Source organism: Deinococcota bacterium (genome assembly GCA_030858465.1).
Classification (GTDB): Bacteria; Deinococcota; Deinococci; order Deinococcales; family Trueperaceae; genus JALZLY01.
The window spans coordinates 1-13,322 of record JALZLY010000038.1; the positions used below are offsets into that span (position 1 = coordinate 1).

The following is a 13,322-nucleotide window of genomic DNA, read 5'->3' on the forward strand; positions in this document are numbered from 1 at the left end:
ATGTACAGCCTGCCCTTTTCTACTCTGCTGCCCCATAGTCACCCCCCATTGGATTAGCACAGGCGCCCATAGACCACCCACGGTCTCAAGATGCGGTTGGCTTAAAGCGGACTCGTTGAGATACGAGATATAACGTCCTCGAGCGCTAACCTGTGTTTAAATATATAATAGTCTTCTCGGTGGATAATAGCGACCAAAGTCTGCACCCCCACTAGTACCAAAGCCCTAACCAACCTAGGACCCAAGTCTTAAGACTTGGGTCCTAGGACTTAGGTCTTAAGACCCTGCTGATCGTTTATTCTCTGATTTTTTTGCGGTGCAGTGTCTTCCGAGCTGCCTCTATTCTCTCGCAGATTACAGTGACTTCGGCCATGATAGACTGCGGCATGGATTCATTCAACAGCGAGCTACTCAAGAGGCTTTCCGAAGTGGCCGGGGTGCCGGGGCGCGAGGAGCGCGTGCGCGAGCTCATCCGGGCCGAGCTCGAGGGTGTCGTGGACAGCCTCAGCGAGGACGCCATGGGCAACCTCATCGCCTTCAAGGGTGGCAATACAGAACAGGCCAAGCGCGTCATGCTCTCGGCCCACATGGACGAGATCGGCTTTTACGTCTCCTTTATCGACGACAAGGGCTTTTTGCGCGTCAACCCGGCGGGCGGCTTCGACGCCCGCACCCTCTTCGCTCGCCAGGTGACCGTCCACGCCAGGGGCGGCGACCTCGTCGGCGTCTTGAACCCGGCGACCAAGCCTATCCACATCCTGCCGCCCGACGAGCGGGGCAAGGTGCCGCAGCTCCACGAGTTCGCCATCGACCTGGGCATGAGCGGAGAGGCGGTCAAGGAGAGAGTCCGCGTCGGCGACCCGGTCACGCTCATCCAGGAATGCCGCGACCTGGGCGCGGTGGTGACCGGCAAGGCGATGGACGACCGCGCCAGCTGCTGGATCCAGATCGAGACCCTAAAGCGACTCCAGGAGCCCGCCTACGACGTCTACGCGGTCTTCAGCGTGCAGGAGGAGGTCGGCCTGCGCGGCGCCCGCACGGGTGCCTACCACATCGAGCCCGACATCGGCATTGCCCTCGACGTGACCCTGGCGGTCGACACGCCCGGCGGCGCCGAGCACCAGCGCGTCAGCGAACTCGGCAAGGGCGTGGCGCTCAAGGTGATGGACTCGAGCGCCATCAGCACCCGCTGGCTCTTGGACGCCTTTATCCAACTGGCGGAAGCGGAAGCGATTCCCTACCAGCTCGAGGTCCTGCCGCTGGGCGGCACCGACGCCGGGGCCATCCAGCTGAGCCGCGCGGGCGTGCCCAGCCTCACCCTGTCGACGCCCACGCGCTATATCCACACCGTCACCGAGATGGTCTCGAAGAGCGACCTGGGGGCGGCCGTCAAACTCCTCACCGCCTACCTCGAGGCGGGCAAGGGAGAGGACTAAAGCGGCTTAGCCTACCAGCTCCACGGCCATCGCCAGAGCCTCGCCGCCGCCGATGCAGATGCTCGCCACGCCCCTGGTCTCGCCGCGGCGCTTTAGGGCGTGCAGCAAGGTGGCGAGGATGCGCGCGCCCGAGGCGCCGATGGGGTGGCCCAGGGCGACCGCGCCGCCGTGGACGTTGACCTTGTCGGCGCAGAGGCCGAACTCCTGCATGGCGGCCATCGGCACCACCGCGAAGGCCTCGTTGATCTCGTACAGGTTCACCTCGTCAGCTTGCCAGCCCAAGTGCTCGAAGAGCGTGCGCATGGCGGCGATCGGCGCGACGGTGAACCACTCGGAGTCGGTGGCGCTGACGGCGTAGCCGCTGATCTTAGCCATCACCGGCAGACCGCGCTCGCGGGCGGTCTCCTCGGTGCAGACCACCAGGGCGGCGGCGCCGTCGTTGATGGTCGAGGCGTTGCCCGCGGTGACGCTGCCGCCCTTCTCGAAGACCGGGCGCAGGGTGGGCAATTTGGCGAAATCGACGCGGCTGGGCTCCTCGTCCCGGCTGACGACCGTCACCTCGCCCTTGCGGCCGGGAACCTCGACGGGCACGATCTCCTCCTCGAAGTAACCCTCTTCGTTCGCCTCCTGGGCGCGCCGGTAGGAGCGCAGCGCGTAGTCGTCCTGGGCCTCGCGGCTGAAGCTGTACTCCCTGGCGCACCTCTCCGCGCACGAGCCCATGTGCTTGTCGCCGTAGACGTCCCAGAGACCGTCGTGGACCATCGAGTCGAGCAGCTCTCCGTGGCCCATCCTGAGGCCCTCGCGCGCCTTGGGCAAGAGATAGGGCGCCTGGCTCATCGACTCCATCCCGCCCGCCACGGCGATCTTGGCGTCGCCCAAGGCCACCGCCCTGGCCGCCTGGATGACCGCCTCGAGCCCGCTGCCGCACATCTTGTTGAGGGTGACGGCGGGCGTGGTCTCGCTCAAACCGGCGTAGAGCGCCGCCTGGCGCGCCGGGGCCTGGCCCATGCCCGCCGACAAGACGTTGCCCATCAGGACCAGGTCGACCTCGCCCGGCGAGACCCCGGCGCGGCTCACGGCCTCCTTGACGACCGTGGCCCCGAGCCGCGAGGCCTTGAGGGATGCGAAGGCCCCCCGAAACGAGGCTATCGGGCTGCGCACAGCCGAGGCGATCACGACATTCATAGCGTTCCTCCAGAGCACATTAGATTAGAGAGCACAGCGTTCTTTAGAGAGTATAGCCCGGCGTCCGCTGCTCCCATGTGCGCGCGCAGGGGCGAAGGACACAGCAGCGATCCACAGCAGCGATCCGAATGTCCAAAACTACCGATAAAAGGACTCGTCTACGGAGCTAGCGCCGGCCCTGGAAGGTCGCCGAGGTCTTGGCCCGGCGCAGCAGGAGCCAGTCCGGCATGGAACAGACCCGAAGGTGCCGCGGCGTCAGCCCTCGAGCCCGGCCCCTCCCGCCAGCTTCGCAGCTCACGTTTTTGTTGCGGAAATGCGCTATAATGATAGCGGATGAAGCTCACTAGTGCACGGCGTCGTCACGTTCGCCCACGCCTCCTCGGGTGCTGACTCGGGTGCTGACCACGCTCGCTCCCGAGCCAGGGACGAGGGCCACGAGGATGCGGGCGCCAAGGATAAGAGCGCCAAGGATAAGAGCGCCAAGGATAAGGTCCTAGCGTGCTCAAGCGTGCCCGCCCCAGTGTGCCGCCTTCTGCTTCAAACCCCGACAATCCACGCATGCGTCTCACACGGCCCTCGGGCCCATTCTCTCGGTATCCCTGTTAGGGAAGGAGTCTAACCATCGATAAAGTCCACGGCAAACTCTCCGGATTGAAGAGCAACCAAGTCAAGCGCCTCAGCAACCTCTACCGCCGCAAACTGCCCCCGCAAGCGCCCGTCACCGCCGATCTGGCCCGGGCGATGGGCGACCTCTCGCTCGAGCTCAAGAAGCCCATCTCGCTGCTCATCGACCGCCGCGGCCGGGTGCTCACCGTCGCCGTCGGCGACGCTCAAGACGCCCCGCTGCCGCCTGTTCACGGTGAGGCCGAAAGGCGCCTCAAGGGCCTCAGGCTGGTCCACACCCATCTCAAGCCGGGGGGGCTCAGTGGCGGCGACCTGTCGGCGCTCTTCTTGAACCGGCTCGACGCCGTGATCGCCGTCGACATCACGGGCAACGGCAACGGCCATGCCCAGTTGGGCAACGCCCATCTCGCCCAGCTGGCCCCGCCGACCGCTGCGGAGGAGGACTGGATCGTTCACGGGCCCCGGCCCGTCTTCGAACTCGAGCGCCTCGACATCCTCAGGATGATCGAGAGCCTGGAAGAGGAGTTGCAGCGCTCGGCCGGCGCGCGAGAGACCAGGCGCTCGAGCCGGGAGCGCGCGGTCCTGATCGGCCTCAACACCGGCGAGCACCCTTCCCTGAGCGACTCGAGGCTGGATGAGCTCACCGAGCTCGCCCGCAGTGCCGGGGCGGTGGTCGCCGTCAGGAGCCGCCAGCAGCGCAAGAGCCCCGACCCGCGCACGCTCGTGGGCCGGGGCAAGCTGCAAGAACTCGTCTCCAAGGCCTACCATGAGGACGCCGACCTGCTCGTCTTCGACCGCGAGCTGAACCCCGCGCAGGCGCGCGAGATCGAGGAGGAGACCAAGCTGAAGGTCCTGGACCGCACCCAGCTCATCTTGGACATCTTCGCGCAGAACGCCCGCGGCCGCGAGGCGCAGGTCCAAGTCGAGCTGGCGCAGCTCACCTACCAGATCACCCGCCTCGCCGGCCGCGGCGTGGCGATGAGCCGCCTGGGCGGCGGCATCGGCACGCGCGGCCCCGGCGAGACCAAGCTCGAGGTCGACCGCCGCCGCATCCGCGACCGCATCACCACCCTGGAGAGCGAGGTGAGCGAGATCAGCAAGCGCCGCGGCGAGCGGCGCAAGAGCCGCACCCGCTCGCAGACGCCGGTGATCGCCCTGGTCGGCTACACCAACGCCGGCAAGTCCACGCTCTTCAACGCCATGAGCAAGGCCGAGGTCTTGAGCCAGAACAGGCTCTTCGCGACGCTCCGGCCCACCACCCGCGAGGCCTGGTTGCCGGGCCTGGGCGAGTGGGGCGGCAAGGTGCTCATGACCGACACCGTGGGCTTTATCCGCGATCTGCCGGACGAGCTCGTCAACGCCTTTCGTGCCACCCTCGAGGAGCTTCACGACGCCGACCTGCTCCTGCACGTCGTCGACGGCGCCTCTCCCGGCGCCTCCGAGCGGGTGAACGCGGTCGAGCGGATCTTGGACGAGCTCAAGCTCGAGGTGCCGCGCTTGGTCGTCATCAACAAGGGCGACCTCGCCGAGCGCGACGTGTTGCAGGGCCTGACCGAACGCTACCAGGCGCTGGCCGTGTCCGCCGAGACGGGCGAGGGCCTGGGCGCGCTCAAGGACCAGCTGGCGGACTGGCTCGAGTCGCCGCGTCACGACCCCCAACTCCGCGGCGCCCAGGAAGCCGTCGCCACGACACCCTATGACACGACACCCTACGGTTAACCCTGCGTCCAGTCCGGCTTAGTTGAGCCAGAGCCTAGTTGAGCCAGATGAGCAGCAGCGCCATGGCCGCCCCGGCCATGAGTACCAGGGTGAAGAGCCCCAGCGCCCAGCCGGGAATGCCCCGGACACCTTCCTGCTCGAGCTTGGCGAGCGTCTTGCGGTAGCTCCAGAAGCCGAAGGCCAGAGCCGCGGCGCCCATGACGACGAGCAGCGTGCCGAGGACGCCGACCAGCCAGCCGGGCTCGAGCGCGGCCAAGAGCCGTGACACCCCGATGCCCGCAGCGATGGACGCCAGGCCGGTGCGCACCCAGGCGCTAAAGGTCCGCTCCTTGGCGAGCAGCGTCCGCTCGTGCGCCCAATCGGTGCGATCCTCAGCCAGCTCGTGGCGGGATTCGCCGGCCAGCTCTTCGTCGTTCACCGGCTCAAGCCTTGTACCCCGACGTCCTCATACCCCGATGTCCTCGCGCCAGAGCTCGGGGTGATCGCGAATAAAGCCGGTCATGAGGCGGATGCAGCCCTCGTCTTGCAGGACCTCGACCCTGACGCCCCTCGAGCGCAGGAGATCCTCTTCGCCCATGAACGTCCTGTTCTCGCCGACGATCACGCGCGGAATGCCGTAGAGCAGAATCGCGCCGCTGCACATCGCGCAGGGCGAGAGCGTGGTGTAGAGCGTCGAGGCCCGGTAGACCGCGGCGGGCTGGCGCCCGGCACGTTCCAAGGCGTCCATCTCACCGTGCAGAATAGCGCTGCCCCCCTGCACCCGGCGGTTGTGGCCGCGCCCCAAGACGCGTCCGTCATGGACCAAAACCGAACCGATGGGAATGCCGCCTTCCGCTAGCCCCTGCTCGGCCTCTGCTAGGGCCCCCCGCATGAACTCATCCATCTTTGTTCCTTCCCTTCAAATAGTAGTGCCACAGGAGCCGCGCCGCCACCGCCCGGCAGGGCCGCCAGGCTTCGGCCAGGCGCTCGAGCTCGGCCGAGCCCGGCCGCCCGGCCAGGCCTTTCACCTCCTGCACTGCCACCGCCAAGGCCAAGTCGCCGCCCGGCCAGGCGTCGGGCCGCCCCAGGGCCATGAGCAAGTAGATGTCGGCGGTCCAGGGGCCGACGCCCTTCAGCCTGATGAGCTCGGCGCGCGCCGCCGCGTCGTCCAGGGTCTCGAGAGGACCCAAGTCGAGCCCCCTCTCCAGCAGCGCCCGAGCCAGGTGACGACCGTAAGCGGTCTTCTGACGGCTGAAGCCGACGGCCTTGAGCGTGGCGTCGTCAAGCAGCAAGAAGCCCTCCGGCGTCAGCGGTCCCGTAACCGCCAGGAGCCGCTCGAAGGCCGCCCGCGCCGAATGAAGCGAGACCTGCTGCTCGAGGATGATCTGCAAGAGCGTGGCAAAGCCCGGCTCGCGCCGCCACAGCGGCGGCGGCCCGAGCGTCTCCAGCACCCGCGCCAGGTCGGCGTCGCGCTCGGCGAGGAGGGCGAGGGCGGGCTCGAGGCTTGCCGCGCCCAGAGGCAGGTACGGCTGCCGCGTCAGCGCACCGCTCCGTGCGGCAGGGCGGCGTGCACGCCGCAGACCCCGTTGACGATTTGGGTCACGCGCAAGTCGACCACCACGCTGGCGAGCGCCAGCGCGTCTTTGCGGTCCACGTCCAGGAGCCCTTCCATCAAGCTCAGCATGTCGGCCAGCGCGAGGGCCGTCGCCTCGCTCAGGTCCTCGTGAAAGCCGAAGGAGAGCCAGGCGCTCGGCGTCTTGGCTCGAGGCGTCCTGAGCGCCATGTCCTCACGGAGGCCAAAGGTCAGCTCGAGGCGTTCCACCGGACACTCGATGGCGGTGCCGCTCACCTCGCCGTCGCCCTGGGCGGCGTGGCCGTCGCCGACCGAAAAGCGCGCGCCGGGCACGCCCACGGGAAGGTAGAGGGTCGTGCCGCTGGTGAGTTCCTTGCAGTCGATGTTGCCGCCCCAGACGCGCGGTGGGGCGGTCGGGTGCTTGCCCTCTTCGGGAGGCGGCCCACCCATCACGCCCATGAACGGGCTCAGGGCGACGCTGTGGCCGTGTTGATTTCGGCCGATCATCGCTTCGGGGTCGAGCGTCCAGTTCATGAGCCGCGCCTCGCCCTCGGCCACGCCGAGCCGCCGGTTGAGCCAATCGATGCGGCTCCGGCTCCAGTTCCAGCCCCAGAGGCCCGGGACAAGCGCGCCGACATGCACCTCGAGCGCCATCCCCGGCGCCGCCCCGCGGACCCCTATGGGGCCGCAGAGCGCGTGGCCGTCGTCGAGGCCCGGCTGGCGGGGTTCGAAAAGCCGGCGCTCGTTTCCGTCTTCGCCGAAGGGCTCGAGCCCCCAGCCCGCGTCGAGGGTGCGGTAGCGAACGGTGTCGCCCGGCTCGACGCTAAGCACCGGCGGCAGGTCTTTCGAGAAGTGGCCGTGCAGCGTGCGCTCCTCCGGCTCGATGACATAAAGGGCCATGATCGCCTCCTAAAGATAAAGCTGGCTAAAGATAAAGCTGGCTAAAGATGGCTCAGGAAGTAGTCGCGGACGCGCTCCTCCATATAGACGCGGTCGGCCTCCTTCCGGGGCATGTGGCGCTCGTCGGGAAGGAGGAGGAGGTCGTAAGGTTTGCGGGCGCGGTTGAGCGCGCCGATCAGCCTCGCCGTGTGCCGGAAGTGGACGTTCTCGTCGATGAGACCGTGGACCAGGAGCAGCTTGCCGCGCAGGCCTTCTATGTGGCGCATGACGCTGCTCGCCTCGTAGCCCTGAGGGTTCTCGCCCGGCAGGCCCAGGTAGCGCTCGCTGTAGTGGGAGTCGTAGCCGTCCCAGTGGGTGACGGGCGCGCCCGCGACCGCCACCTTGAACACCTCGGGCGCCCGGCACAGGCTCATCGCCGCCAGGTAGCCGCCGTAGCTCCAGCCGTAGACGCCCACGCGCGCCAAGTCCGCCAGCCCTTGCGCCGCCAGCCAGCGCACACCGTCGACCTGGTCGCCCACCTCGAGCTCGCCCATCCTGCCCTTGATAGCGCCCTCGAAGAGCAGGCCGCGCCGGGCGCTGCCGCGGTTGTCGAGCTTGAAGACGAGAAAGCCCAAGGAGGCCAAGGCCTGGGCGCGCATGTCCACCGTCATGTCCCAGCCGTTCGTCACCCGCTGGGCGTGCGGGCCGCCGTAGACGCTCACGATGGTCGGGAAGGGCCCGGAGCCGAAGGAGGCCGGGGGCTGGTAGATGGCCCCGTGGAGGGTCTCGCCGTCGCGGCTCTCCAGAGTGACGCGTTCCGGCGGCCCGAGCCCCAGCTCGGCCACGCGCGGGTCGGGCTCGTCGCAGACGGTGGCGATGCGCTCGCCGTCCGCCAGGCTCCGCAGGGTGACGGTCGGCGGCCTCGCCAGCGCGTGATGCACGTCCACGAAGCGCCTCATCTTGTGGTCGAGGGTGACGCTGTGCATGCCCGGCTCGGCGCTGAGGCGTTTGGGCTCGCCTCCTGGCAGAGAGACGGCGTGCAGAGAGACGGCGTAGAGGTGGCGCTCGAGCGGGCCCTCAGCGCTCCCCGTAAGGTAGACGATCCCCTGCTCTTCGTCCACGCCCTCCAAGCTGTCGACCATCCACGCCCCCTCGGTGAGCGGCCGGACGGGCCGACCGTCCGCGTCGTAGAGATAGAGGTGGCGAAAGCCCGTCCGCTCCGAAGCCCAGAGAAAGCCGCCGCCCTCGAGCGGCCGGAAGAGGTCGTGCAGGTTGATCCAGACCTCGCTCGTCTCGCGCAGCAAGACGGTGCTCGCGCCCGTCTCGGGGTCGAAGCGCACGAGCGTAAGCTCGCGCTGCCTGCGGTCCTGGAGCTGCGCCGCCAAGGTCCCGCCTGGAAACCAGTGGACCCGCGCCAGGTATTCTGCTTCGCCCGAGTCCATCTCGCCCAAACTCATCCACACCGGCTCGCCGCCTCCTACGGGGACGACGCCCAGCCGGACGCGGGCGTTGGGCCCGCCCGCGAAAGGGTAGCGGTGATCCTCCTGCGCGCCCTCCCCCACCGCGCCCTTGCCCTGGTGCAGGATGCGGTAGACGGGGACGCGGGTCTCGTCCACCTCGGCGAAGGCCAGGGAGCGGCTGTCGGGCGACCACCAGAAGCCCTCGCTCCGGCCCATCTCCTCCTGGGCGAGGTACTCGGCCAGGCCGTGGGTCTTGCCCGTCTCGCGCGCACCGCAGGTGAGTTGCCGGGGCTTACCGCCCTCGGCGGCGACGACGCAGAGTTCGGCGTCCTGCACGTAGGCCAGCCAGCGCCCGTCGGGCGAGAGCTGCGGGCTCAGGGCGGGCTTGCCTCCCCCCTCCACGACCCTGCGCAAGGGCGCGTCGGGACCGTCCTGGAGGTAGATGTCGCCGCGCAGGGGCAGGAGCAGGCGGCCCTCGCGCCAGGCGAAGCCGGTCACGCCGAGCTCGCGCTGGCGCTGGCGCTCGCGCCTGAGCTTCTCCTCGAGCGACAGCTCTTCCTCGCTGGCCTCTCCGAGACGGACAAGCAGCCTCTCCTCGCCCGTCTCGGGGTCAAAGAGGTAGAGGTCTCGGACGAGCGACCTGTCGGGGGAGCGGAGGTAGGCGATGAGCGCGTCGTCGGGGCTGAAGGCGAAGGCGCCGGGCGCCGCCATGCCGGGCAGGGGGTATCTGGCGACCTCTTCGATAGACATCTCGATAGGCATCGCCGCGCCTGTTCGGCTCGCCTTTGGGGTCAAGTTTTGGGACACAAGCAGGTCCTCCTAGCGTCTGCGCTCGAGTATAACGCGCCTGCCGCCCGGCGCTCTTGTGCCCCGACAGTTTGTACCGCGGCAGGGGATCGCCGGGAGGGTACGGCGGTATCGTGAGTTATGCCCTACCCGGATCTGAGAAGCTTCATCGCCGAGCTCGAGCGCCGCGGCGAGCTCCTGCGCGTCAAAGAGCCCGTCTCGCACGAGTTGGAGATCACCGAGATCGCCGATAGGATGGTGAAACGGGGCGGCCCGGCGCTGCTCTTCGAGAATGTCCCCGGCAAGGACTTTCCCCTGGTCATCGGCCTCCTGGGCAGCCGCGAGCGCATGGCCCTGGCGCTCGGCGTCAACAGGCTCGACGACGTGGGCGAACGCATCCGCAAGCTCCTCGACGTGAAGCTGGGCGGCGGCCTGCTCGGCCTGGCCTCGAACCTGCCGAAGCTGAGGGAGGTCGCCTCCTTGCCGCCCAAGCGGGTGCGCACCGGCCCGGTGCAGGAGGTGGTGTGGCGCGAGGGCGAGGTGGACCTGGAGAGGCTGCCGGTGCTCAAGTGCTGGCCGCAGGACGGCGGGCCCTTCGTCACCCTGCCGCTCGTCATCACCAAGGACCCCGAGACGGGCGACGTCAACATCGGCATGTACCGGATGCAGGTCTTCGACCGAAACACCACCGGCATGCACTGGCAGCGGCACAAGACGGGGGCGCGGCACCTGGAAGGGGCCAAAGGGCTCGGCCAGAGGCTCGAGGTGGCCGTGGCCCTGGGCGGCGACCCCATCCTCACCTACGCCGCCACCGCGCCCTTGCCGCCGATCCCCGGTCTGAACGAGTTCTCGCTGACGGGCTACCTGCGGGGCAAGTCCTTGGAGCTCTGCCGGGCGCTGACCGTGGACCTGGAGGTCCCGGCGGGAGCCGAGTTCGTGCTCGAGGGCTACGTGGACCCCTGGGAGGACTGGCGCGTGGAGGGCCCCTTCGGCGACCACACCGGCTTCTACACCCTCGAGGACCTCTACCCGGCCTTTCACGTCACCGCCGTCACCATGCGCCGTGACCCTATCTATCCCGCCACCATCGTCGGCCGCCCGCCGATGGAGGACGCCTACCTCATCGAGGCCTCCGAGCGCATCTTCTTGGTGCCCGCCCAGCTCATCTTGCCCGAGATCAAGGACTACCACCTGCCGCCCGCGGGCATCGCCCACAACCTCGTCAACGTGGTCATCGACAAGCACTACCCCGGCCAGGCCTACAAGGTCGCCAACGGGCTGTTGGGGTTGGGCCAGATGATGTTCGCCAAGGTTCTCCTGGTGAGCGACGAGGAGGTGAGGCCGCAGGACCACCCGGGCTTCTGGCGGGCGGTCCTAAGAAACGCCCTGCCCGGCCGCGACTCGCAGTTCGCCAAGGGGCCCATCGACGTGCTCGACCACTCGAGCCGCTCCTGGAGCTACGGCAGCAAGCTCATCGTCGACGGCACCGTCAAGCACGACGAGGAGGGCGCGCACGCCCATTGGCAGCCCAACCTCGAGCGGCCGCAGGAAGACCTGCCGGGCCACGGCGACGTCGTGAGGCAGCACCAGCACGCGGGCGGCTTCTGGTTTTTGACAACCGCCAAGACTCGAGCCGGCCAGGGCGGCGCGCTCGGCGAATGGGCGGTCAAGCAAGAGGTGGCCAGAGGCGTGCGCCTCGTCGCCGTGGTGGATCACGAAACCGACCCCACGGACTTCGAAGAGGTGATGTGGACCTTGCTCAACAACATCGACCCCGAGCGCGACGTGCGGATTGTGGGCGCCCCGGACGGTCCCGCCTTTGTCATGGACGGCACGCCCAAACTGTCGGCGGAAGGCTTCAACCGCGACTGGCCCGACAAGATCACCATGACCGAAGAGGTCAAGCGCAAGGTGGACGCAATCATGGCGCGGCTGGAAGGGGAGCCGGTGGGCTCGAGCTAAAGCTTCGTTTAGAATGGAGGCGTGGAAGCCTTCGACCGCGAGGAGTTCGAGCGCTGGCTGAGCCAAGCCAAGCACACCCTGGCATCTGCCGAGCGCGATGCGGCCGAGGGAGACTTCGGCTGGGCCTGTTTCAAGGCCCAGCAAGCGGGCGAGTACGCGCTCAAAAGCCTCCTGCGTGGTCTAGGACAAGCTGCTCACGGCCACGTCCTGAGGCGCCTGCTGGCTACGCTGGCCTCCGCAGGCATCAGCCTACCCTCCGAACTCCTCGACGCCGCGCAGAAACTGGACCTCCATTACATCCCTACGCGCTATCCCGACGCCTATCCCGAGGGAAGCCCTCACGAGTATTACAACCACAGGACGGCTGAGGAGGCCACGGGTGCAGCCCATCAGATCGTCACCTGGGTTCAGAGCGCTGCTTGAGCGCCGCCGGGCCGAGCGCGAGCGCTTGATCGAAGAGGCTCGAGCCTACGCCGAGCGCCTGCGCGCGGGACTGGGTGAGGCCAGCGTCTTTCTCTACGGCTCCGTTGCCAGGGGCGACTTCAATATGGCCAGCGACCTCGATTTGCTCGTCGTCTCTTCGCGGTTACCCGCCGAGCCCTTGGAGCGCCTCAGGCTGCTTCAATCCTTCGCGCTGGGCCGCGAGGAGCCCAAGGGCCTGCTTCCCGATGAATACGCCCGCCTGAAGGAGAGCAAGAAGCTGTGGTATCTCGAGGGCGCCCTCGAGCTCTAGCCGAGCCCCGGCCCTTCGCCGTCGCCGCGAATCAGCGAGACGACGGTGCGCAGCGTCCTGTCGAGATTGGCCTCACCACCCGAGCCGCTTTGGGCGTCAAGGTAGCCGCCCGGCCCGGTGTGCTTTACCGGCCCCATCGGCAGCAGCGCCACCTTGCCTTCGCGCCGGCCCCGGTTCCAGGCCGAATGGGGCAGGAGCGGCCAGCGGCCGGGAAAGAACAGCGTCGCCAAGCGTTCGACCGCGTCGCGGGCGCCGTAGAGGTGGTAGAGCTTGTCGAGCGCTAAGATGCCGGGGTCGGCGCTGATGACGCCGCCCAAGGAGATCACCCGGACGCGCGCGCCGGTCGCCATCTGCAGGTAGGGCGCGGCGCCGACGGCGATCTGGCTGCCCCCGCTGTAGCCGATGAGGGTGAGCGTCCGGGCCTTGCCGGGCAGGTAGCCGTGGCGACCCAGGCCGCCCAGGATGAGGGTCGCCGAGCCCTGATTGTAGATGGGCCCGTAGCGGCGGTCGGCCGAGACGCCGACCTGCCAGAAGTTGCGCAGGTTGATCAAGAAGCCCGCCACCGTGGGCCCCTGCAGCTTGCGCCGGTAGATCCATCGCCATAACCGCGACAGCAGGCGCTGGCTCGTCAGGGCGCGGTTGATGACCGAGTAGGGAAAGATGTCGCCGACGAAGGTGACGCTGCTGAGTTCGGCCTCGAGGCGAGCCAGAAAGACCACCTCGCGCGCGGCGTAGGCCTCGCCCGAGACGCTGTTGATGCCCGAGAGGTAGACGACGTAGTCCTCGCTCGCCGCTACTCTGGGCGCAGCGGGGCGCTCCGGCACCAGGTCCTCGCCGAACCAGCCCGCCCACCAGCCCAAGGCTTCGAAGGGCGCCAGCGCCCCCGCCACAAAGACCGCCAGGACGAGCAGCCCAACGATGCCGAAGAGGTTGCCCATCACCTCGGGCATCTAGGGCCTCTCCTGCCGTGCCCGGTGCCGCTCGCC

General features: G+C 68.2%; 12 protein-coding genes. 5 read left to right on the top strand and 7 right to left on the bottom strand.

Going from position 1 to position 13,322, the window contains the following annotated elements; all coding sequences use genetic code 11:
- The first annotated feature begins 386 nt into the window (after positions 1–386).
- Complete coding sequence (locus tag M3498_02160; GenBank protein MDQ3458100.1) at positions 387–1,436, top strand: M42 family metallopeptidase; 1,050 nt, start codon at positions 387–389, stop codon at positions 1,434–1,436.
- A gap of 6 nt (positions 1,437–1,442) precedes the next feature.
- Here M3498_02160 and M3498_02165 read toward each other — a convergent pair whose 3' ends face one another.
- Entirely contained in the window at positions 1,443–2,621 is a 1,179-nt protein-coding gene (locus M3498_02165) for a thiolase family protein (protein ID MDQ3458101.1), read from the bottom strand.
- Between the two features lie 651 nt (positions 2,622–3,272).
- Here M3498_02165 and hflX point away from each other — a divergent pair.
- The gene (gene hflX, locus M3498_02170) at positions 3,273–4,964 is read left to right on the top strand and encodes a GTPase HflX (GenBank protein MDQ3458102.1); all 1,692 of its coding nucleotides are present in this window, start codon (positions 3,273–3,275) and stop codon (positions 4,962–4,964) included.
- Positions 4,965–4,998: 34 nt separating this feature from the next.
- Here the strand turns inward: hflX and M3498_02175 are convergent, their stop codons facing one another.
- The 5 genes from M3498_02175 to M3498_02195 all read right to left on the bottom strand — a co-directional run bounded on the left by M3498_02175 (position 4,999) and on the right by M3498_02195 (position 9,617).
- Positions 4,999–5,382 (bottom strand): DUF202 domain-containing protein, encoded by a 384-nt coding sequence (locus M3498_02175; GenBank protein MDQ3458103.1) that lies wholly within the window; start codon positions 5,380–5,382, stop codon positions 4,999–5,001.
- Between the two features lie 27 nt (positions 5,383–5,409).
- Complete coding sequence (locus M3498_02180) at positions 5,410–5,847, bottom strand: nucleoside deaminase (protein ID MDQ3458104.1); 438 nt, start codon at positions 5,845–5,847, stop codon at positions 5,410–5,412.
- Positions 5,840–6,394 carry a DNA-3-methyladenine glycosylase 2 family protein gene (locus M3498_02185; protein MDQ3458105.1) on the bottom strand — a complete coding sequence of 185 codons (555 nt, stop codon included), beginning with the start codon at positions 6,392–6,394 and terminating at the stop codon, positions 5,840–5,842. Before M3498_02185 ends, M3498_02180 begins: the two co-directional genes overlap by 8 nt.
- 86 nt (positions 6,395–6,480) lie before the next feature.
- Positions 6,481–7,416, bottom strand: coding sequence for an acetamidase/formamidase family protein (locus M3498_02190; GenBank protein MDQ3458106.1), 936 nt, complete (start codon positions 7,414–7,416; stop codon positions 6,481–6,483).
- A gap of 41 nt (positions 7,417–7,457) precedes the next feature.
- Positions 7,458–9,617: a S9 family peptidase gene (locus M3498_02195; protein ID MDQ3458107.1), complete on the bottom strand. Its 2,160-nt coding sequence runs from the start codon at positions 9,615–9,617 to the stop codon at positions 7,458–7,460.
- A 165-nt stretch (positions 9,618–9,782) separates the two neighbouring features.
- Between M3498_02195 and M3498_02200 the strand changes: the two genes are divergently transcribed.
- From M3498_02200 to M3498_02210, 3 genes are read left to right on the top strand one after another with little or no spacing between them, the layout of a single operon-like run.
- Positions 9,783–11,603, top strand: a complete 1,821-nt coding sequence (locus M3498_02200; GenBank protein MDQ3458108.1) for a menaquinone biosynthesis decarboxylase — start codon at positions 9,783–9,785, stop codon at positions 11,601–11,603.
- Between the two features lie 21 nt (positions 11,604–11,624).
- A complete protein-coding gene (locus M3498_02205; protein ID MDQ3458109.1) occupies positions 11,625–12,026 on the top strand; it encodes a HEPN domain-containing protein in 402 nt (133 codons plus the stop codon).
- Positions 11,992–12,336, top strand: coding sequence for a nucleotidyltransferase domain-containing protein (locus M3498_02210; GenBank protein MDQ3458110.1), 345 nt, complete (start codon positions 11,992–11,994; stop codon positions 12,334–12,336). The genes M3498_02205 and M3498_02210 overlap by 35 nt, the downstream gene beginning before the upstream one ends.
- On the opposite strand, the gene M3498_02215 is transcribed toward M3498_02210, so the two are convergent.
- Positions 12,333–13,286, bottom strand: coding sequence for a hypothetical protein (locus M3498_02215; GenBank protein ID MDQ3458111.1), 954 nt, complete (start codon positions 13,284–13,286; stop codon positions 12,333–12,335). The genes M3498_02210 and M3498_02215 overlap by 4 nt on opposite strands.
- Positions 13,287–13,322 lie beyond the last annotated feature (36 nt).